At 69.4% G+C, this 20,538-nt stretch carries 16 protein-coding genes, 1 pseudogene and 1 riboswitch; of the genes and pseudogenes, 10 read left to right on the top strand and 7 right to left on the bottom strand.

Annotated elements, in window-relative coordinates; genetic code table 11:
• The first annotated feature begins 71 nt into the window (after positions 1-71).
• Together AB0L74_RS32445 and AB0L74_RS32440 are read left to right on the top strand one after the other, a co-directional pair.
• The gene (locus AB0L74_RS32445; protein WP_365660430.1) at positions 72-692 is read left to right on the top strand and encodes an XRE family transcriptional regulator; all 621 of its coding nucleotides are present in this window, start codon (positions 72-74) and stop codon (positions 690-692) included.
• Entirely contained in the window at positions 689-805 is a 117-nt protein-coding gene (locus AB0L74_RS32440; protein WP_365660427.1) for a DUF6126 family protein, read from the top strand. Before AB0L74_RS32445 ends, AB0L74_RS32440 begins: the two co-directional genes overlap by 4 nt.
• A gap of 21 nt (positions 806-826) precedes the next feature.
• On the opposite strand, the gene AB0L74_RS32435 is transcribed toward AB0L74_RS32440, so the two are convergent.
• The gene (locus tag AB0L74_RS32435) at positions 827-1,624 is read right to left on the bottom strand and encodes a tyrosine-protein phosphatase (RefSeq protein ID WP_365660425.1); all 798 of its coding nucleotides are present in this window, start codon (positions 1,622-1,624) and stop codon (positions 827-829) included.
• A gap of 195 nt (positions 1,625-1,819) precedes the next feature.
• On the opposite strand from AB0L74_RS32435, the gene AB0L74_RS32430 reads away from it, so the two are divergent.
• The 3 genes from AB0L74_RS32430 to AB0L74_RS32420 all read left to right on the top strand — a co-directional run bounded on the left by AB0L74_RS32430 (position 1,820) and on the right by AB0L74_RS32420 (position 6,384).
• On the top strand, positions 1,820-3,901 hold the full coding sequence (locus tag AB0L74_RS32430; protein ID WP_365660422.1) for an alpha-galactosidase: 2,082 nt from the start codon (positions 1,820-1,822) through the stop codon (positions 3,899-3,901).
• A gap of 308 nt (positions 3,902-4,209) precedes the next feature.
• Positions 4,210-4,366: riboswitch (cyclic di-AMP (ydaO/yuaA leader) on the top strand.
• Between the two features lie 4 nt (positions 4,367-4,370).
• Positions 4,371-5,354 (top strand): LysM peptidoglycan-binding domain-containing M23 family metallopeptidase, encoded by a 984-nt coding sequence (locus tag AB0L74_RS32425; RefSeq protein ID WP_365660419.1) that lies wholly within the window; start codon positions 4,371-4,373, stop codon positions 5,352-5,354.
• A 244-nt stretch (positions 5,355-5,598) separates the two neighbouring features.
• The gene (locus AB0L74_RS32420; protein ID WP_365660470.1) at positions 5,599-6,384 is read left to right on the top strand and encodes an SGNH/GDSL hydrolase family protein; all 786 of its coding nucleotides are present in this window, start codon (positions 5,599-5,601) and stop codon (positions 6,382-6,384) included.
• A gap of 43 nt (positions 6,385-6,427) precedes the next feature.
• Here the strand turns inward: AB0L74_RS32420 and AB0L74_RS32415 are convergent, their stop codons facing one another.
• The gene (locus AB0L74_RS32415; RefSeq protein WP_365660416.1) at positions 6,428-7,033 is read right to left on the bottom strand and encodes a carboxymuconolactone decarboxylase family protein; all 606 of its coding nucleotides are present in this window, start codon (positions 7,031-7,033) and stop codon (positions 6,428-6,430) included.
• 197 nt (positions 7,034-7,230) lie between these two features.
• On the opposite strand from AB0L74_RS32415, the gene AB0L74_RS32410 reads away from it, so the two are divergent.
• Together AB0L74_RS32410 and AB0L74_RS32405 are read left to right on the top strand one after the other, a co-directional pair.
• Entirely contained in the window at positions 7,231-8,466 is a 1,236-nt protein-coding gene (locus AB0L74_RS32410; protein ID WP_365660413.1) for an MBL fold metallo-hydrolase, read from the top strand.
• Positions 8,467-9,289: 823 nt separating this feature from the next.
• On the top strand, positions 9,290-9,541 hold the full coding sequence (locus tag AB0L74_RS32405; RefSeq protein ID WP_160509856.1) for a hypothetical protein: 252 nt from the start codon (positions 9,290-9,292) through the stop codon (positions 9,539-9,541).
• A 548-nt stretch (positions 9,542-10,089) separates the two neighbouring features.
• Here the strand turns inward: AB0L74_RS32405 and AB0L74_RS32400 are convergent.
• From AB0L74_RS32400 to AB0L74_RS32385, 4 genes are all read right to left on the bottom strand, one after another.
• On the bottom strand, positions 10,090-10,557 hold the full coding sequence (locus AB0L74_RS32400) for a hypothetical protein (protein WP_365660411.1): 468 nt from the start codon (positions 10,555-10,557) through the stop codon (positions 10,090-10,092).
• Positions 10,533-11,468, bottom strand: a complete 936-nt coding sequence (locus AB0L74_RS32395) for a hypothetical protein (protein WP_365660407.1) — start codon at positions 11,466-11,468, stop codon at positions 10,533-10,535. The genes AB0L74_RS32400 and AB0L74_RS32395 overlap by 25 nt, the downstream gene beginning before the upstream one ends.
• A gap of 173 nt (positions 11,469-11,641) precedes the next feature.
• Positions 11,642-11,938, bottom strand: a complete 297-nt coding sequence (locus tag AB0L74_RS32390; RefSeq protein ID WP_365660404.1) for a WXG100 family type VII secretion target — start codon at positions 11,936-11,938, stop codon at positions 11,642-11,644.
• 10 nt (positions 11,939-11,948) lie between these two features.
• Positions 11,949-12,233, bottom strand: a complete 285-nt coding sequence (locus AB0L74_RS32385; RefSeq protein WP_365660401.1) for a hypothetical protein — start codon at positions 12,231-12,233, stop codon at positions 11,949-11,951.
• A gap of 85 nt (positions 12,234-12,318) precedes the next feature.
• Here AB0L74_RS32385 and AB0L74_RS32380 point away from each other — a divergent pair, with 85 nt between their 5' ends.
• Positions 12,319-13,950, top strand: coding sequence for a serine/threonine-protein kinase (locus tag AB0L74_RS32380; protein WP_365660398.1), 1,632 nt, complete (start codon positions 12,319-12,321; stop codon positions 13,948-13,950).
• A gap of 96 nt (positions 13,951-14,046) precedes the next feature.
• Positions 14,047-18,363: an FtsK/SpoIIIE domain-containing protein gene (locus AB0L74_RS32375; protein ID WP_365660395.1), complete on the top strand. Its 4,317-nt coding sequence runs from the start codon at positions 14,047-14,049 to the stop codon at positions 18,361-18,363.
• Positions 18,364-18,655: 292 nt separating this feature from the next.
• On the opposite strand, the gene AB0L74_RS32370 is transcribed toward AB0L74_RS32375, so the two are convergent.
• Positions 18,656-19,264 (bottom strand): hypothetical protein, encoded by a 609-nt coding sequence (locus tag AB0L74_RS32370; protein ID WP_365660479.1) that lies wholly within the window; start codon positions 19,262-19,264, stop codon positions 18,656-18,658.
• 118 nt (positions 19,265-19,382) lie between these two features.
• Here AB0L74_RS32370 and AB0L74_RS32365 point away from each other — a divergent pair.
• Positions 19,383-19,601 (top strand): annotated as a pseudogene (locus AB0L74_RS32365) (hypothetical protein); the annotation flags it as partial.
• Positions 19,602-20,538: the final 937 nt, after the last annotated feature.

Genomic DNA, 20,538 nt, shown 5'->3' with positions numbered 1-20,538 from the left:
CCGGGAGGTTCCTGTTTTGCCTCACAGGCAAGAAAATTGCCGCTCAGGCAAGACTGCGGCTCAATGGAGCCATGAGTCTTCCCGAGTCCGGGCCGCCCGGCCCCGGCGAGCCGGTGGCCGTCGTCGCGCCCCGGCTGCGTGCCCTGCGGCGGCGCGCCGGCCTCACCCTGGAGGCCGCCGCCCGCGCCGCCGGACTGTCACCCGCGCACCTGTCCCGTCTGGAGACCGGGCAGCGCCAGCCGTCCCTGCCGATGCTGCTCGCCCTCGCCCGGATCTACGCCACCACCGTCTCCGAGCTGCTCGGCGAGGCGGCCGCGGACCGGGACGCGGTCGTCCGCGCCGCCGACATGGAGCCGACGGCCGCGGGCGGCTGGACGTACTGGCAGGCGGGTGCGGCCGGCCGCGGCATGCAGGCCCTGCGGGTCCACGTACCCCACGGGTCCCAGGGCGACATCGTGCGCGTGCACCCCGGCGAGGAGTGGCTCTACGTGCTCAGCGGGCGGCTGCGGCTGCGTCTCGGGGACGCCACGCACCGGCTGGCCCCCGGCGACAGCGCGCACTTCGACTCGCTGACCCCGCACCGCATCGCCGCCCAGGACCCCGACGGGGTCGAGCTGCTCTTCGTCCACACCCTGCTGCAAAGCCCCACGGCCGCGCTGTGCCTGGGCCCCAACCACGGAGAGACGCCATGAGAGACATGGAAGAGAAGTTCCCGCGCGCCCTGTGGGTGCGGCTCATCGTCTACATCGCCGTCGGGCACGTCTTCGCGGCCTTCGTCTACCTGCTGTTCGAGGTCGGCGCCTGAGGCCTGTCTGTCGTCCCCGGCTCAGTCGAGCAGCCGCTCGCGCAGCCGCTCGCGGGTCTGCGGGGTGAGCCCCAGCCCCCGTTCCAGGTAGGTGTCGACGCCGCCCCAGGTCTCCTCGATGGCCGCGAAGGCGGCCGACAGGTATTCGGCGCGCGCGTCGAACAGCGGGCTGAGCAGCTCCATGACCTCCGGGGAGTACGCCGAGGCCGAGGTGCTGCTGCGGCGCACCTTGTAGCGGCGGTGCTTGGCGTTCGACTTCAGGTAGTCCGCCACGATCGCCTCGCGCTCGACGCCGAGGGCGAGCAGCGTCACCGCCACCGACAGGCCCGCGCGGTCCTTGCCGGCCGCGCAGTGCATCAGGGCGGGGACGCTGTCCTCGGCGAGGGCGTGCAGCACGCGGGAGTGCTCCGCCGTCCGCTCCTTGATGATCGTGCGGTAGGAGTCGATCATCCGCTGCGCGCCCTTGCCGTCCGCGAGGATGCCCCGCAGCTCGTCCAGATCGCCGTCGCGGACCATCTTCCAGAACTCGGCGCCGTCGGCCGGATCGGACAGCGGGAGGTTCACGTTGCGCACGCCGGGCAGCGCGACGTCCGGGCCTTCCAGCTTCTGGTCGGCCGCGTTGCGGAAGTCGAAGATCGTGTGCAGGCCCAGGGAGGAGAGGAACGCGGCGTCGTCCTCCGTCGCGTGCGCCAGGTGGCCGCTGCGGAAGAGCACCCCGAACCGCACCCGCCGCCCGTCCACCGTCGGCAGTCCGCCCACGTCACGGAAGTTGCGCACTCCGGCCAGTTCGGGTTCGGTCGACGGGACCTGCTGCGTCACGAGGGCTCCTCCCACTCCGTGCCGCCGGCGCTGCTCGCCCGCGCGCACCCACTCGACGATACGGCATCCCTTGCCTGGGGCAATGAGTTGTCCACAGGCATGCGGGGGGCGCCAGGTTCGCCCTTGCCACCGGGGCGCACCACCCCTGATGATGTGGGAAATTGCGCGTTCGCGTCCGTATCTGTGGGGGGCTTGATGCTGGAGATGTCCGATGACGGCCGTACCTGGCTCCTCTCGGGACCGGCCGGCGCCTACGCGCTGCACCTGACCGAACGCGACGAGCTCCTGCACCTGCACTGGGGCCCCCGGATCGCGCTCGCCGACGCCGTGGAACTCGCCGCCCGGCCGCTGCCCGCGGACTGGCCCTTCGAGTCCGCGCTCGACGGACGCGAGGAGTACCCGGTCGAGGGCGGCCCCCGCTTCGTACGGCCCGCCCTGTCGGTGCGGACCGAGGAGCGGCGCGGGACGGAGTGGGCCTTCGAGTGCTGCGAGCGGGGGGAGGAGGGGGAACTGCGGCTGCGGTTCCGGGACGGGGGCTTCACCGTCACCCTGCACTACCGGATGCGGGAGGACACCGGCGTCGTCGAGCGCTGGACGACCCTGCGCAACGAGGGCCCGGCGGCCGTGGAGGTGCTGCGCGCCGACTCCGCCACCTGGACCCTGCCCGAGCGCGACGGCTGGCGGATGTCCCAGCTGCACGGCCGGTGGGCCGCCGAGTCGCGGCTGGTGCGGGCTCCGCTCACCTACGGCGAGAAGGTCCTCGGCAGCCGTCGCGGTCACACCGGGCACCAGCACCTGCCGTGGGTGGCGCTCGACACCGACGCCACCGAGGAGCGCGGCGAGGTCTACGGCTGCGCCCTGGGCTGGTCGGGGTCCTGGCGGATCTCCGTGGCCCAGCTCCCCGACGCGCGGGTGCAGATCACCGGCGGAGCCGGGTACGACGACTCGGGGCTGTGGCGGCTGGAGCCGGGAGAGACGTTCACCACGCCCGTCTTCGCCGGGCTGTGGAGCGACGGCGGCTTCGGCGGCGCGAGCCGCGCCTGGCACGCCTACCAGCGCCGGTACGTCATCCCGGACGCGGACCGGGACCGGCCCGTGCTGTTCAACTCCTGGGAGGCGACCGGATTCGACATCTGCGAGGAGCAGCAGCGGGCGCTGGCGCGGCGCGCCGCCGAGCTGGGCGTCGAGCTGTTCGTCGTCGACGACGGCTGGTTCGGGGCGCGCACCGGCGACCGGGCCGGCCTCGGGGACTGGACACCCAGCGCGGAGCGCTTCCCCGACGGCCTGAAACCGCTCGCCGAGTACGTGCACGGCCTCGGTATGCGGTTCGGCATCTGGGTCGAGCCGGAGATGGTCAACCCGGACAGCGACCTGTACCGGGCGCACCCCGACTGGGTGCAGTACCAAGCGGGGCGAAAGCGGACGGAGTTCCGTAATCAGCTCGTTCTCAACCTCGCCCGCGAGGACGTTCGGGAACACCTCTGGGAGCAGCTCGACACCCTCCTCTCCAGCGCGCCCATCGACTACGTCAAGTGGGACTTCAACCGCTGCTTCACCGACGCGGGCTGGCCCGGCGACCGGTATCCGCAGCGCCTGTGGGTGGGTCATGTGCGGGCCGTGTACGACCTCTTGGACCGGCTGCGCCGGGCCCATCCGGGGGTGGCCTTCGAGTCGTGCTCGGGCGGCGGCGGCCGGATCGATCTCGGGGTGCTCGGCCGCACCGACCAGGTGTGGACCTCGGACAACACCGATCCGCTCGACCGGCTCGCCATCCAGGCGGGCTTCAGCCAGATCCACCCGGCCCGGGTCATGGCGGCCTGGGTCACCGACAGCCCGAACGCGCAGCTCAACGGCCGTGTCAGCAGTCTGCGATTCCGGTTCGTCAGTGCCATGGCCGGGGTGCTCGGCATCGGCGGCGACCTCACCCGGTGGACCGGGCCGGAACTCGCCGAGGCCCGGGACTGGGTGGCCCTCTACAAGGAGATCCGGCCCCTGGTGCAGCGCGGCGACCTCTACCGGCTCAGGCCCCCGCGAGGCGGTCTGAGCGCCGTGCAGTACGTGCTCGGCGGCGACGCCGTCGTCCTCGCCTGGCTCCAGGCGCAGCACCACGGCGAACCCGTCACGGCGCTCAGGCTGCGCGGACTCGACCCGGCAGCATCGTACGAATGCCGCGAAACGGGCGAAGTGCACCGGGGTGCGGTGCTGTTGCACCACGGGCTGCAGACCGGGCTGCGCGGTGACCTGGATGCGACGGTTCTCCGGCTGCGCCGTATCTGAGCCGTCTGCCCGAATTAGCGCCTTACTTCCAACTCGCTCCGGAATAAGAGGGCCTGGGGCTGCGGCGCGTGAGGAGCGTCATATCCGTGACCGTGCGTCGCCCGTCATGTTCACGTAATCCACACCCTTTTCAAGGGCGTTCACGAAATGCGGTCCTCGTGGATCCCACGCAGAGTGACCGTGCATTCCCTTAAAGGATCAAGTGAAACGCCTTTCCCGCAACCTCTCGCTTGTCCCTGTGCGTCTTGGTCGCTTACGTTCACCACCGATCCGGACGGACGCCTAATCCTGCCGCCGACCGGAGCCGCACTCACCCACCACCCGTACCCGGCAGGAGCGGGGGACCCACAGGTACCACCGCCTGTTCCGGTCTCCGGAACGGCTCGGGGTAAAGCCGCACCCGGTGCGGCCGGGCACCTCCAGCCCGCACCCGACAGCTCACCTCGCAGGCGCCGGAGAGGAATTCGTCATGCCCGCGAAGGGTAAGCACCGCCGGCCCAAGGCCCAGCTTTTCGCCCGTACCATCGCCATCGCCGGAACCGGTGGCGCGGCGCTCGCCCTGCCTCTCATGGGGGCCGCGAACGCCCACGCCGCTCCCGCGCAGCCGGTTTCCGGAAAGGCCGTCCAGTCCCTTTCGGCGGCCCAGGACAACACCGCCGAAAAGAGCGCCGAGAAGAAGCCGGACGCGCGGACGTACACTGTGAAGAGCGGTGACTACCTCTCGAAGATCGCCGAGGAGCAGAACGTCATCGGCGGCTGGAAGCGGCTCTACGCCGACAACCGCGAGGCCGTCGGCGACGACCCCTCGCTCATCCACCCCGGCCTGAAGCTGACCATCGGCGGTAAGGCGAGCGCCGCCACGCCGTCCGGGAAGTCCGCGAGTTCCGCCGGTACCGCGAAGGCCGCCGAGCCTTCGCGGTCCGCGCCGTCCCCGGCCGCGTCCGCCCCCGAGGCCGCCGCCTCGCAGCAGCCGTCCGCGCGGACGGAGCAGTCCTCCTCCGCGGAGGGCTCGGCCTCCGAGTCCGCCGGCTCCGCGAGCACCTCCGGCGGCTACGTCTCCCCCGTACCGGGCGGCACCGTCGGCACGCCGTACCACCAGACCGGCAGCATGTGGTCCAGCGGCTACCACACCGGCACCGACTTCGTCGTCCCGACCGGCACCTCCCTGAAGGCCGTGGGCGCGGGCACCGTCGTCTCCGCCGGCTGGGGCGGCGCCTACGGCAACCAGGTCGTCATCCAGCTCGCCGACGGCTACTACGCCCAGTACGCCCACCTGTCCTCGCTCTCCGTCTCCGCCGGCCAGACCGTCACCGCCGGCCAGCAGGTCGGCCTGTCGGGTGCCACCGGCAACGTGACCGGCCCGCACCTGCACTTCGAGATCCGCACCACGCCGGACTACGGCTCCGACGTGGACCCGATCGCCTACCTGCGCGCGCACGGCGTCACCGTCTGACGCCCCGCGCCCTCGCGCACACCCAAGGCCGGACCCCGTTCCCGGGGCCCGGCCTTCGGCGCGCCCCCGGCGGAGTGCGGCGGCGCCGCACGTCCCGCCGCGCCGCCGTATTCCTGAATTGGCCAACACTTTAGGAGTGGCTTATCTCACCGCCCGTCAACCCCTTCCTACGGTCGCGTAAGTCACATTGCAGGGTGAAAGATGGGCCGATGTGGCAGACGATTCGAAGAGTGACAGCAGATCAGTGATCGGGTCGTACGTGGCGGTGGGGGACAGCTTCACCGAGGGGGTCGGCGATCCCGGGCCCGACGGGAAGTTCGTCGGCTGGGCCGACCGGTTCGCCGTACTGCTCGCCGACCGCCGGCCCGAGGGCGACTTCACCTACACGAACCTCGCCGTGCGCGGCAAACTGCTCGACCAGATCGTGGCGGACCAGGTGCCCCGGGCCATCGAGCTGGCGCCCGACCTGATCTCCTTCTGCGCGGGCGGCAACGACATTCTCCGCCCCGGCACCGACCCCGACGAGGTGGCCGAGCGCTTCGAGCGCGCGGTCGCCGCGCTGAGCGCCGCGGCCGGCACCGTCATGGTGACGACCGGCTTCGACACCCGCGGAATGCCCGTGCTCAAGCACCTGCGCGGCAAGATCGCCACCTACAACGGGCACGTCCGGGCCATCGCCGACCGCTACGGCTGCCCCGTCCTCGACCTGTGGTCACTGCGCAGCGTGCAGGACCGCCGGGCCTGGGACACCGACCGGCTGCACCTGTCGCCCGAGGGACACACGCGCGTGGCGCTGCGCGCCGGCCAGGTGCTGGGCCTGCCGGTGCCGGCCGACCCGGAGCAGCCCTGGCCGCCGCTGCCGCCCCGCGGCACCCTCGACATCCGCCGGGACGACGTCCAGTGGGCCCGCGAATACCTGGTGCCCTGGATCGGGCGGCGGCTGCGCGGCCAGTCCTCGGGCGATCACGTGACGCCCAAGGGGACGCTGTCCCCGGAGGACATCAGGATGCGGATCGCCGCGGTGGCGTGAGTCGGCGGGGCCCCGGCCCCCGCCGCACCGCTGCCCGGGCGGCTCAGCCGGCGACGGACCGCCGGGCGTCCCGCGCGGGACGCCCGGAAGCCGTCCGCGCCGCGTCGCCCAGCTCGCAGGAGTCCTTGAACCCCTGGCTGGTCAGGCCGAGTGCCGCGTTGATGCGCGAGCGCAGGTTCTCCACGGCGACCATGGCCGTCAGCTCCACGAAGGCGGGCTCGCCCAGCCGCGCGCGCAGCCGTGCGGCCAGATCGTCGGTGACGGCGGGCGGCGTCGCCGTCATCGCCTCGGCGTACTCCAGGACGTCCCGCTCCAGCGGCGTGTAGACGTCGCTGTCCCGCCACACCGGCACCTCGTGCAGCTTCCGGCGGTCCATGCCGCGCTCGGCGTTCTCCCAGAACCCGAAGTCCACGCACCAGGAGCAGCCGATCGAGGCCGCGGAAGCCATCACGGCGAGCGCCTTCAGGTCGGGGTCGAGCTTGTTCCACTTGGCCACGGACTGCTCGAACCGCAGGTCGCCCCAGAGCACACGCGGGTTGTGGGCGAGCGCCTTGCCGGGATCGAGGACCTTGCCGTACGCGCGCCTGGAGTACCACTCCATGACGCGGAAGAAGAGCGTCCGGGGCGGGGTGAGGGATACGCGGGCCATGGGCCACCTCCTGTCGTACGGGGCTCCGAAGCGAGCCGGGCGCGCCGTGCGGGCGCCTCACCGGTACGACGGAAGGACGGGGGCGGATGTGACATGCGGTCCGCCGGGCCGGGCCGGCCGCGGTGGCACGGGCCCCCGACCCGCTGTCGGAGGGCCCGGCCATAATGAGCTCCTCACCCGCTCCGCCTGGAGGTGCCGTGGCCGCTTTCCCCTTCCCGAGCTCCGGGTTCCGCGTGCCGCGGCCCGCGGCCTTCGGCCAGGACCCGGGCGGCGAGCGCCTGGCCCGCATCCACGCCTCACCGCACTTCGCCGACGGCGTCTTCCGCAACCCGGGCGGCCCCACCCGGACCCGGCCCGCCGGATCGGGCAAGGACTTCGCACAGGTCTACCTCGACAGGGACGCGCGCAGGCGCCGCACCCCACGGGGCACGGTCCCGGTGCACGCCACGACGCTCGCCGACCTAGCCCGGCCGCCCGCCACCGGTCTGCGACTGACCTGGCTCGGGCACTCCAGCGTGCTCGCCGAGATCGACGGGCACCGGGTGCTGTTCGACCCGGTCTGGGGCGAGCGCTGCTCCCCCTTCCCGTTCGCCGGGCCCCGGCGGCTGCACCCGGTGCCCGTGCCCCTGACCGCGCTCGGCCCGGTCGACGTGGTCGTCATCTCGCACGACCACTACGACCATCTGGACATGCCCACGATCAAGGCGCTGGCCGGGACGGACGCCCTCTTCGCGGTGCCCCTCGGCGTCGGCGCCCACCTCGAACACTGGGGCGTGTCCCCGGACCGGCTGCGCGAACTGGACTGGCACGAGTCGGACCGCGTCGGCGGCCTCACCCTCACCGCCACACCGGCCCGCCACTTCTGCGGCCGGGCGCTGCGCAACACCCAGCACACACTCTGGGCCTCCTGGGTCGTCGCCGGCGACCGGCACCGCGTCTACCACAGCGGTGACACCGGCTACTTCGAGGGCTTCCGGGACATCGGCGCCGCACACGGCCCGTTCGACGCCACGATGATCCAGATAGGGGCCTACGCGGAGTTCTGGCCCAAGAACCACACGGACTATACGCCGCTGCCCGGCATGTGGCCAGACATTCACATGACGCCTGCGCAGGGGGTGCAGTCCCATCTTGACCTGCAGGGAGGCGCTGCGGGCGGGGTGCTGCTGCCGATCCACTGGGGGACGTTCAACCTGGCGCCGCATGCGTGGGCGGAGCCGGGGGAGTGGACGAAGGACGCGGCTGAGGAGGCGGGGCAGACGGCGGTGTTCCCGCGTCCGGGGGAGCCGTTCGAGCCGGCGGGGGAGATGCCGGGGGAGGTGTGGTGGCGGACGGTGTCGGGCCCGATCGCGCACCCGTGGCGCCGTCCCCGGATCACTGAGAGGGCGGCCGAGATGAGCAAGGGCGATCTCGGCCTCGCGGGGGAGCGGTGACGCCGGTCGGAGACGCCGGGGACCGAACCTCAGGTCGAAGCGGATTTTGGAGGATTCTGGCTGGGCCGCCCGGCGGTCCTTGATCTGGCGGGTGATCGGTGGCATCGGGGGAGGACGAGTTGGGCTAGGTCGTGGCCCTGCTCGCTCGTCTCTCGGACGGGGAGCGTGATCGTGTGGTGCGTGCTCTGGACGGGCCGTCCCGGAGGGAGCCTTCGGTGGGTACCCAACGGTTCGTGTCCTTGCCGACCAGAGCGGGTTCGTGCTCGGTTGTCGTCCGTACGCGCGTCGTGGGTTCATGAGCACGCACCCGGGGGAGCCTCGCTGGTTCGCCGGCGGGGCTCCTTTCTCGCCCCTTCATCGGTTGACTCGGGTGCAAATGAAGCGCTGAGCTTCTTCGGCGCTGACGCTTCCGGGTGAGGGTGACTGCGGCGATGACGGTCATGCGGTTGGGCCGCAGCGGAGGACGCGAGTGCGGGAGCTGCTGGGGATGCCGGACGGCCGCCCCGTGCTCAGACTCGTCTGGGGCATGCCGAGCCTTCCGTGATGTCGTCGGGTTCCTCGTCCTCGGCCGTGTTCAGAACCGTGAGGGGATCTGCTGCGTCGGTGCTGTCCGCGGCTTCCGCCGTGTCCTAGGTCAGGCCCTCGTCGGAGAAGAGGTGGAGCGGGGTTCACCGCATCGCGGAGGGCGCGGTGGACGTGGTCAGGGAATGGGCGAGCACACACGGTCCTCGGACTGCCGGGGGAACTGCGAATGTCGGTGCAGGTTGATGTTCCTATTGATCGTCAAGCGTGGGCGCCCGCCCGAGCGAGGTACCTTCACTGCATGTCACTCACTCCTGACAGCGAGGTCCGTAGCCGCGACGAGCTGGTCGCCTTCGTCCGAGAACTGCACCAGGACTACCTCCGTCGGGGGCACGAATGGGAGAACCAGAGCCTCGATCACTTCCTTGAAGCCCTCGCGGCGTGGATGGATGCCTCGCCGGGCTGGTACCGAAACTTCGGGAAGGAGCTTCCGGAAGGAGGGGATTGGACCTTCCTGGCCAGGGCCCTTCAGGCCGCCACCGTCTATGAGTGAATCCGCTCCTGAATTGGTCGGGCCGCGGTGAGCCAGTCCCGGTAGGCGCCGGCGAGGTCGTCGTCGCGGCGTGTGCCGTGTTCGATGCAGGAGATTCACCGCCCGCCAGGCGCCGAAGTGCTCGGTGATGGTGGTGAGGGGTGATGTTCTTGGCTTGACGTGCGGGCCGGAGGTCGGAGACATCCGGGACGCTGACTGGTGTGGTGAGGCAGCGGAAGACCTCCCGGGCGATGGCCGCTTGAGCAGGCGGGTGATCTCCTTCTTCGTCGTCCGGTGGCGGTCTGCCGGGCGACATACTCGCGGGTGCGGGCGTCGCTGGACACTCGGGCGAGAGCGATGCGGTAGAGGGCGGAGTTCGCTCCGCGGTCGCCGCCGTGGGAGAGAGCCGCAGACTCACCCGCGAATCCACCGAACTGGCGCGACACCTGAAGCCCGAACCAAACAACCCTGCCGGGACGAAACGCCCTTCTTAGCCCGATCATCAGGGCCTCCGGCAAAAGTCACTCCGAACGGTCTTCGTGGGTGAGGCACTGTCGGGTGCCGGGCAGTCAGTCCGCTATATCCCGCGCCGTGTATCCCAGCAGGTCTCCGGGTAGCAGCGGGTAGACCAGTTCTTTGATGTACCAGGCCAGATCCGTCATTTCCGCTGCCCCTTGAAGGGAGCGTCGGTTGATCGACGGAGTGAAGGAGGCCGCTTGTCTGCCAGGGTAAAAGAGTAGTGTCCCCCCCGTTTCGATGTTGGGCCGGTAAACAGAGATGCCCACATGCAGTCCCCGAGCTTCCGGCGCGTCCAACCGGGCCAAGATCTGAGGCTGCTTCAGGGGGTCCCCACTGGACCAGTCGAAGTCGCCTTCGCTCTCAATCATCCACGAGATGCCGAGTGGCTCCACTGGTGTCCACCCACGCTGCGCAAGGAGCTGAAGGATTCCGGTAACGGCAACCTCCCGACCGAATGTGAGGTCGATGTCGACAGACCTGGACAATGTTTCTCCTAGTTCATAGGAATGATTTTCCAAGAGAGGCCCTTCTTTGTGAGCCACTCGATGATGTTCTGTGGTATTGGATTCTCGGAAATCAGGTAGAATTTCTTGCCGCTGGCCTCGGCTATTCGGCGTGCATCTCCGATATTTGACGTGAATTTAATCCATATCCGCGAGTCTTCCGCAGCCTTCTTCCAGAAATTCCCCGATTTCGCTTCGTACCAGATTTCATCACCGTTTTCCTGGAAGGTCCCGTCGAACTCACGGCCGCCCTGCCGGAAGTTTTCCCCGCCGCCAAGCTTCTCCTTGAGGAAGTCCTCGTACTGCCTGCCCCGTTCCTGGGCGAGACGGCCCCCAGATGATTGGTTCCCAGAAGGAGGCCCCTCGGTGGATCGGCCTCGGCTTCCCGCGCCAGTTAAAGCCTTGTTGTCACCGCCTGAGGTGCGGCTGTCGACGACAGTGGGTTCGCGGGCCTCGGCATCGACAGCTGTGAGCTGTAGTGTCGCTGTACGAATGGCTTGCTCGCACAGCACTTCGGCTTCGCGTAAGGCTTGGGCGGCCTGGCGGGCCAGCTGGGCCGCGAGTTGGCGTTCCTGCTCGGCTTGGCCGGCGTAGGCCCCGATTTTCTCGGCGACCTCGCGGACTTGGGGCTGCTGGTATTGGCTGTAGGCAAGTGCCGTCAACTGGTTGAGGCCGCGCCCGATAACGCTCGCTGGCGGTGTCACCGGCACGAGAGCGTAGAACTGCTGTAACGCGGTCTTGTACTGGGTGTCTGCCCGGAGCCCTCGCTCCAGGGCGGTCGCCGACTGGAGCTTGGCTTGCTGCAGGCGGCTCGCGTACTCCTCGAGGGCGTTGGCGCAGAAGTCGTGAGCCGGTCCCAGCAGGGCGGATGTGCCGGGGAGTTCGTTCAACGACCGGTGGAAGCGAGGGGCGTAGTCGCCGCGCATGCATAAATTCCCGCTGTTGGCTGCGACCTGGCGGAGTCGCCTGGTGTGCCGCTCGGCGTACTCCGCTTCGCGCCGCAGCCGCGCTGCCAAAGCCCGTATGCCGTCCGGCTCGCCTGGGGTGGGGTCCCGCTCCAGGTCAAGGACTAGCCAGATACTCATCTGGTTCGAGGAGGTCAGCTGCCGGAGTCCCGGGCGAGCCGGGCATCCAGCTCCTGGTGCCCGCGCACCACCTCACCGAGATAGGCGGACATGCCCTCCAGGCCCTGGAGCATATTCTGGGCGCCGGTGGTCCACTGCTGGTAGGAGTCCTGGAACTTGCTTGACGCCAGCTGCGTGCGGAACTCGCTGGTCACGAGCTGGTCGATCATAGACTTGAGGGACTGGAGCTTTTCGATCATCTCACCGTGCCCGGACTTCAGTTGGGCGGCCGCTCGGTTCACGCCGTCGTAGCCGACATTCACATCCGCCATCGGGCTCTCCTCATCTCTCGCTGACACCGTCAGCGAATGCCTTGTCCAGGTCCAACGTGCCTTCCGCCAGGCCGGCGAACAGCCCCGCCACCCGTTCGATTGACGTGAGCAGGCCGGTGCGCGTCTCGGCTACAGCTTGCCGGAACTCGTTCAGTGTGGCGTCGATCTGGGGGGAACCAGTGCCTGTGGCACTGCCGAGCGGATGCTGCGACATCCCCATGTCCGACCGCACGCGCGTCAGCTCTCGCGCGACGAGCTCGGCTTCCTGCGGATCGCAGGCGAATCGTTCCGCCACCGACTTGTGATCCCCCTGGCATCCTTACTGCGTGCTGGCGCTGGATAACCTACTGTCAGGTCGCGGCCTGCGCTAGACGCGGGTGATGGACGACGGGGGTGCGGTTGTGGGATGGGCAGGGGCCGGATCACTGCCACGGCTCGTTGCGGGGCGGTATCGGCTGAGTGAGGTGCTGGGCCGGGGCGGGATGGGAGTGGTGTGGAGGGCGTCGGATGAGTTGATCGGGCGTTTGGTCGCGGTGAAGGAGTTACGTGTTCCGTCGGGTCTGTCCGAGGCGGAGCGGTCGCTGTTCAGTGAGCGGGCACTGCGCGAGGCCCGTACCGCGGGCCGGCTCAACCATCCGGGTGTCATAGCCATCCACGACCTTGTGCCAGCCACGGCACAGGACGACGCCGTCTACATCGTCATGGAGTTGGCGGAGGCGCCGTCACTGGCGGAGCTCCTGGAGCGGTACGGGGCACTGGGCGATGAGCGGGTGACCGGTATGGCGGTGCAGTTGCTCAGTGCCCTGAAAGCCGCACACTCAATGGGGCTGATGCACCGGGACATCAAGCCGAGCAACATCATGGTGCTGCCCGGCGACGAGGTGAAGATCGTCGACTTCGGCATCGCCCACGCCATGGACGACACCCGTCTGACCCGCCACGGTGTCGCGGGCTCGACCGGCTACATGGCACCGGAACTGTTCGAGGGCTCCGATCCCTCGCCCGCGACGGATCTGTGGGCGCTGGGCGGGACCCTGTTCCACGCGGTAGAGGGGCACGATCCCTTCGCCCGCCAGAACACGGCGGCGACATTGCACGCGATCCTGCATGAGGACCTGCCGCCGCTGAGCAGCCGTCCCCCGCTGTCAACCGTGATCACCGGACTGCTCACCCGCGACACCACGGACCGGATGACCATCGAGCAGGCCGACGCCCTGCTCCGTAGTCCTGCGGCCCCCGCTCCCGCTCCTTCCCCGGCCAGGCCGGCCCGCCAGACCCCGGCCACCTGGCAGGACGACACCACCACGGTCAGGCCGACGGGAGTACCGGCGCGCAGTTCACCGGCTGCGGCGAGCCGCTCCGGCACGGACGCCTGGGCCGAACACACCACCACCGTCACACAGGGCACGGAGGAATTCCGCACCGATTTCCTGCCGCGAAAGAGAGAGGCGCGAAAACAGCGAGCCGTCAACTTAGGCATTCTTATGATCGGTGCCTTGGTGGGGGTCTTCTTCCTCGGAAAGATCGGGACGGCGATCGTGACAGCGCCTGTGTTCTTCTTCCATCTCTGTCTCGAGCTCATTTACCGTCCTGGAGTGGAGTGCTTGGTCGAGGTCTCCCCCCGGGGTCTCACATTCGGGTACCGCAAGGCGCGGTGGAGCGTGACCTGGGGGCAGTTGCGGCACATCACCCTGGAACCGGCGTCCGGGCGCAAGGCACCGCCCTTTCTCGGAGTGGATGCGGCATCCGATCTGGAACGGTACGTGGTGTGGCACCTCAGGGTTGAGCTCAACAGCGCTCTGACTCCGAAGGACAACCCCTTCGGGGTCTTCACCACGGCTCCGGGGAAGATCGTCCGTCTCGCCCCGTCGACGACCGCCGTCAACGCCTTGTCATTTCCCACACAAGAACTGGCGCGAACCGAACTCAGCCGCCTCGACGCCGCCCTGCGGTCCTACGCGTCCAGGATCTACGAGCCGCACGACGACCTGGCGGCCCTGCTGAACCCCTAGGCGCCCGGTGCGGCCGACCGCCTCTGTCGTCCGGGAAGGACCCGGGCGAGCGAGTTGGACCGGAAAGAGTGCGATGACGACAGTGGAACCCCTGCCATGATTCTGCGGTTGACCGTTGAGGATGCCGGTACCTCTGTGCGCGAGGACGTCGAGGTGGTTGCCGCGCCCGACAGCCGCGTCGGCCCCTTGCTGGACTCGCTTCCGGTTGCGGTGGGCGGCAGGCGGTGCTTCGTCGGCGGCGTGGAGTTGAAACGCCGGGCCACCCTGGCGGAGAGTCCTCTCATACCGGGCGCAGTGATCAGTGTGGGAGCGCCTGGGCCGGTGTTCCGTCCCGTCCAGGGGTCTGCCGTGGGCGTCCTCAAGGTGATCGCCGGACCCGACACGGGTCTGACCGTCGCGTTGGGCCCCGGATCCCACACGGTGGCGAGGAACGCGGCGGCGTCGATATGCCTGCGGGATCTGGACGTCTCGCGAAGGGAGCATGTCCGACTGGAGGTATCCTCCGACGCTCGTGTCACCGTGGTGCACAGGGGATCGACCAACGGCGCGTTTGTCGATGGCAGGGAGGTCCTCGACCGGACCGGATGGGAGCCGGGAGGCATACTGCGGATCGGCTCCGACGAACTGAGGTGGGTGCCCTTGTCAGAGGGCGGTCCGCGAGCGGTTCGGGCCGCAGACGGGCGGCTTGACTTCGACCGTCCCTTCGCCTCGGTTCCAGAGGTTCCGATTGCCAAGGTGACCTTACCCGCGCAGCCGGCCAGTTCGCGTGAGTCGGGCGCCATGCAGGTGCTCGCGTATCTGCCGGGAGTCGGAGGAATTCTGCTCGGTTTCGTGTTGCAGCGGCCGTTGTTCGTGTTGTTCGGGATTTTCGCGCTGGTCGCTGCGTTCATCCGGGACAGCATTGTTGATCGGCAGCGTCAGAAGGAAGCGAAGGAGTTGGCTGCGGCGCAAGAAGCCACCCGGCAGGAAATGAGCTCTCATGCGGCCGAGGAACGGCGGGTGCGGCTGCTGCTGGCTCCCGGACCCGCTGAGATTTCCGAAGCCGCCTCCGGAGCACGGCCCGACTTGTGGCCGCGCAGGGTGAACTCCTCCAACGGTTTGGTACTGAGGGTGGGTACAGCCGATCAGCAGGCGTCGGTGGACCTGCGTGGCGAGCCTTGGGAGGGTTTCAGGGTTCCGGTGATGCGAGACGTGCCGGTCACCGTGGATCTGAGCGTCACGGGTGTACTAGGGGTGGCCGGTCCCCGTCCATCGGTGGACGGAATGCTGGGCTGGTTGCTGATTCAGCTCGCGACCCTTCGCGGCCCTGACGATCTCCGCCTTGTGGTGATGATGGCGGACGGGCGCGAGGCACTGGCCTGGACCCGCTGGCTGCCGCACGTGGACGCCGGTCCGGCGGCGGCTGTTCCGTGCCTGCTCGGCAGCACGGACGCCACGCGCACCGCGCGGGTGCAGGAGCTGAGAAGGCTCGTCGCCACGCGGCGGGCCGAAAAGGCCAAGAGCTCCGCCACCCGGTTCGCCGAGGACGTCGTCGTCGTCCTGGACGGCGCGTCGGCCCTGCGGAACCTGCCGGGCATGGACGAGATACTCCACCACGGTCCGGCGGTGGGGGTCTACCTGGTGTGCGCCGACGAGTACGGTGTGAACGAGTGCCGTGGTCTGTGCGAGATGACCGACAGCGCCCTGCGCCTCACCCGAACCCCCGACGCCCCTTCCGTCCCGGCCACACCGCACCTGCTCGACACCGCGGCCGCCGAGCGCCTGGCCCGGGCACTGGCCCCGATGCGTGACCGGATCACTCTCGGATCCGTACTCAACGCCGTTCCCGACCACGTGCGCTTCCTGGATCTGCTGGGCATCGGCAGCCCAGCGGCCGAGGACGTTCAGGCCCTGTGGAACCAGGGGCACGGACCCCGTACGCGCGTGGTGCTGGGGGCGGACGCCGACGGCCCTGTCACGGTGGACCTCGCCGAGCAGGGCCCGCACACCATGCTCGGCGGCGCCACCGGAGCGGGCAAGAGCATCCTGTTGCAGACCCTGGTCACCTCTCTCCTGCTGGCCAACCGGCCCGATGAACTCAACCTCGTCCTGGTGGATTTCAAGGGAGGCAGCGCGTTTCTGCCGTTCGAGCGCTGCCCCCACGTGGTGGCTCTCATCCGCTCCACCGGTGACACCCCGGCCGACGTCTTCGACGACACCGCCGCAGCCCGGGTGCTGGCGTCCGTGCGTGCCGAGGTCAGTCGCCGCGAGTCCCTACTGGCCAGGTACGATGGGGAGATCGACAGGTACTGGAGCGAGCGCCTGAACCATCCGGACCTGCAGCCACTGCCGCGCCTGGTGATGGTGTTCGACGAGTTCGCCCGGGTGCTGGAGACCTCGCCGGACTTCCTCAAGGAACTGGTCAACGTCGCCGCCAAGGGGCGCTCGCTCGGCATGCACCTGGTGCTTGCCACCCAGTCGTTGCAGGGCAAGCTGTCGCCCGAGCTGAAGAACAACATCTCGTTGCGGATCAGCCTGCGGCAGAACGAGGCCGCCGACAGCACCGAGGTGCTCGGCGTACCCGACGCGGCCGCTCTCCCCGGCTCGCTGCGTGGACGCGGCATGATCGTGTGCACCACTGGCGAGACGCGCGTCCCGCAGGTGTTCCAGTCGGGATATCTCGGCTCCCCGCCGCCGTCCGGCAGCGCACCCCCCGTCTCGGTCCGTGCGCTGCGGTGGACGGATTTCGGTGCCCAGCGCCCAGCCGCGCCGGCCCGGCGCGGCGGTGGCCCCACCGATCAGGATCTGGCCATCGCGGCCGTCGAGGAGGCCGCCCGCCGCAGCAGGCTCATGGCCCCGTTCCGGCCCCTGCTGCCCTCGCTACCCATCACCGTGACCCTGGAGGATCTCGCACGCTGCCAGACCACGGCGCCGCCGTCCACCGCAGTGCCCTTCGGTTTGGCCGACGAGCCCGCCCAACAGGCTCAGCCTGCCGACTTCCTCGACCTCGCCGGCCTGGACAGGCTGATGGTCGCGGGCGGCCCCCAATCTGGTCGTACCACCTTCGCCCGCACTCTGATCACCAGTCTGGCCACCAGATTCCGTCCCGACCAGGCCCATGTGTACGTCATCGAACACCGTCCCGCCGGGCTGTCCGAGTACGCCTCGCTGCCGCACTGCGGGGGTGTCTTCTCACCGGCCGAACCCGACCGCATCCGCCGCCTGATCACGTGGCTCGACCAGGAAGTCCAGCGCCGCTCCCACAGCAGCCCGCCCCCGCCCTCCGCAGACCACCCGAGCATCGTTGTCGTGATCGACGGATGGGAGTACTTCGAGGACCACAGCGATCCCTCATTCACCGAGACGTCACTGCTCACAACCCTACGAGGCATCGTCGTCGCGGGAGCCCCCCTGGGCGTACACGTCGTGGCTATCGGCGGGCACGACATGCTTAACCACAAGCTCCCCGCCTTTTACACCCGCCGTCTCCTGCTGCCCTTCCCCAAAGAGGAAACCCGCCGCACCCATCTCACGTCCCGTATGACGAGCCCGCCCCTTCTGCCCGGACGAGCAGTCGACGCCGCCACCGGCCGCCACACCCACATCTGCCTCCCCGTCCTCTTCCCCATCGACCCGGTGTCCCACCCCGGACATCGCGACCCGGCCCGCCTGCCGAAGCGGTTCCCCGCTCTTCCTCCTCGCATAACCATCGACGAACTGCCGGAGCCCCGTTCCCTGCCCTCGCCCACCTGGATTCCCCTCGGTATCGGCGGGAGCGACCACACGACCATCGGCATCGACCTCATGGCCGGCCCGCACCTCCTCCTGGTCTCCGGACCGCCCGGCTCCGGCCGTACCACCACCGCCGGCACGCTCGCCCACGCACTGCGCCGAGTAGGCATCGACGTGCTCGCCATTGCCTCACCACGCTCCCCCCTGCCTGGCATCCTCCCCGACGACCCAGGCATACGTGTTCTCACAGGCATCTCGCACAAGGACAGCGACCTACGCGATGTCGCTACCTCCTTCTCGGGCGGCCCATTTGCCGTGGTGGTCGACGACGCCGACCACATCACCATCTTGCCGACACAGCAGGGTTTCGCCGACGCACCCACCTTGCTCGACGACATCGCCCATCTCTCGGCCCGGGGCCACCAGGCCCTCATTATCACGGCCGACGCCACTCCCGTCCTCACCGGCTTCCCCAGCCCTCTCGCCCGGCTGGTCAACAGCATCGTGGCCACGGGTAGCCGCATCCTGCTCACACCCTCCAACCGCCCCACCGCTATAGCGCACAGCCTGCCGCTGGAGCCCGACCAGTACGTCACTGGCCCGCCCGGACGCGGCTACCTCGCCACCGGTCAGACACTGAACCTGTTGCAACTGGCCGTGGCCGGGCACCTGTCACGTCCCATGCCAGCCAACCGGCGATGAGGGACCTCTCCTTGCAATCCGCACGCATCTCGGCCCGCGGGAGCTACCGGAGGAGACCAGTCTTGACCGAACGATGCACGGCAGCAGGTCGGCCGCTTCCTCCGGGTTGGCCCACTGGTGGGCTTCCAGTTCGTCGTGGGCACCGTCGTCACAGCGGCGCCCGAAAGGTGCAGTGCCGACGTCGAACCAGCAAAGCGGCCGGGCCGCAAAAAGGGGTCCCTGCCGGCGAGTTGGACGACCACGCCATCGGCCGGTCCCGCAGCGGACTGCCCACGAAGATCCACCTTACCGATCAGCAGGCCAACCGGCGGCAGCGTGGACAGGCCGGAGGCAGACCGTATGAGAGCCCCCGGTCGGTGACACGGGCGCGGGCCCTGCCCCAAGACCCTGGCATGAGAGGTCCCGACCCCAGCAGGCCCAGCGCGTGTGAGAGCTCCCGGCCGGTGACGCCGACGGGGGGCCGTGGGCCACGTGTAGCCGCCGCGGCGTGGCAGGCCGTGTTCGTCGCCAGCATCTCCTCCGTGGTGACCGGCACCCGCCGCTGCTCGTGCAGGGCGGTGGAGGTCTCGTTGCCGGTGACGGTTGCCGCCTCCTCGTCGCGGATGTTGCAGATGTTGATGCCATGCATGTTGTGCTGCGCGTGGATCGGCTCGTGCCCGTAGATCAGGAAGGCGGGCGAGACGGCCTCGCCTTCGTGCGCGCCCTCGCTGTCCCGCAGGCCGTGCGGCACGGCCAAGACGCTGGTGCTGCCCCTTCGGGGGGCGTTGAGGGCCGAGCGGGACGTCGAGGGGAATAGCAGACCGAGGCCCGCGCCGAGGAGCACGCCTCCGGGGAGCAGTAAGAGGCCGTGCGGCATGGTGCCGGGCACGGCGCGGTCGATGCGGATGTCGCCGCGGCGCACGGCGGGTGGCAATCTCGACGCACCGCCGGTGTCCGCGATGTGTCGGCGCGTGTAACAGATCACCGGGACGCCGCTGCCTCGGTCCTCGACCAACGGGACACGGAACGGCGCGGTCGCCGAGCCCGGCCTGCTGCTCCTGCGCGACCTGCGAGAACTCCACCTCGCCGCCACGGAGAACTCCCTGCACTGGGAGATGCTGGCCCAGGCCGCACAGGCCACCAAGGACGACGGGCTGCTCGACCTGGCCTCCGCCTGCCACCCGGAGACCTTGCGCCAGATGCGCTGGTCCAACACCATGATCAAAAATCTGGCCCCACAGATCCTGACCAGCCTGTGACCTGCGCCTGGTGATGCGCGCTGAGTCGTCGCTGCAGGACCGGCTCATGGCGGACGGAGCGGCCGCCTCTGTCTTCACCATGACGTTCACGTGACCTCCGCGTTATCCCACCAGGCGCCTGCTTGCCGAGGAGCAAGGACTCACCCCTTCCTCGATGCCCGCGTGGCCCACTGTTGCGGGAAGGGGAGACGGCCAGGCCGGTGGGGGGAGACGGACGAGCGAGCAGGGCCGGGCCTTCGGGGAACGCCGCCTCGGACTGGTGGTGCGGAAACAGGACGAAACGACGACGACGTCGGCATGATCGCGCTGCGCACGCCCCCGCCCTCACAGGAGCGGTGACGCCCCGTGTGGCTGGCGAAGGGTGAACCGCCGACGGGAGCGCGGGCCCGCCGTCCGGCGGCGCTGCAGTACTGGGGGGGGCAGAAGTGGAAGCCAAATTGGTCGGTCGCGCCGTGGGCGGGGACCCAGCTCAGAGGCAGCAGGACAGGCCGGAGAGGGGGTGATCAGCTAGGCGCACAGGCCGCGGCCGCAGGGGCCCTGCATAGTCGCTTCGGGTTTTCATAGCGGGGCGAGCTGACGACGGTGACGACGAGCGGCAGGGCCGTTCGATTCCGGAGTCGTACCAGCCGGACACGAATGCGTCTGCGAAGACGTCCAGAGCTGTCTGGTTCACTCCACGCGGCGCTGTGCAAAGCCCGCCGTGACCACGCCACGTGCGATCAGGCTACTGGGCAAAATGGCCCTCCGGCCGGTCCGAAACGATGGTCCGGGAACCAGCGGTGACGGTCGGCGTGTGCGCCGCAGTATCCCGGGGTACCCGCGCGGACCTCGGGGAACGGAGGCCGTCAGCATGAGCCCGGCACACCAGGATGGTTCGGCATACCGGCGAGCAGCCGATTACGTGGCCGCTGCCCTGATCTACCTGCGCGGCAACGTG

Origin of the sequence: Streptomyces sp. NPDC052020, assembly GCF_040680575.1 — a bacterium.
Classification (GTDB): Bacteria; Actinomycetota; Actinomycetes; order Streptomycetales; family Streptomycetaceae; genus Streptomyces.
This window is presented reverse-complemented; position numbering and strand designations above follow the sequence as displayed.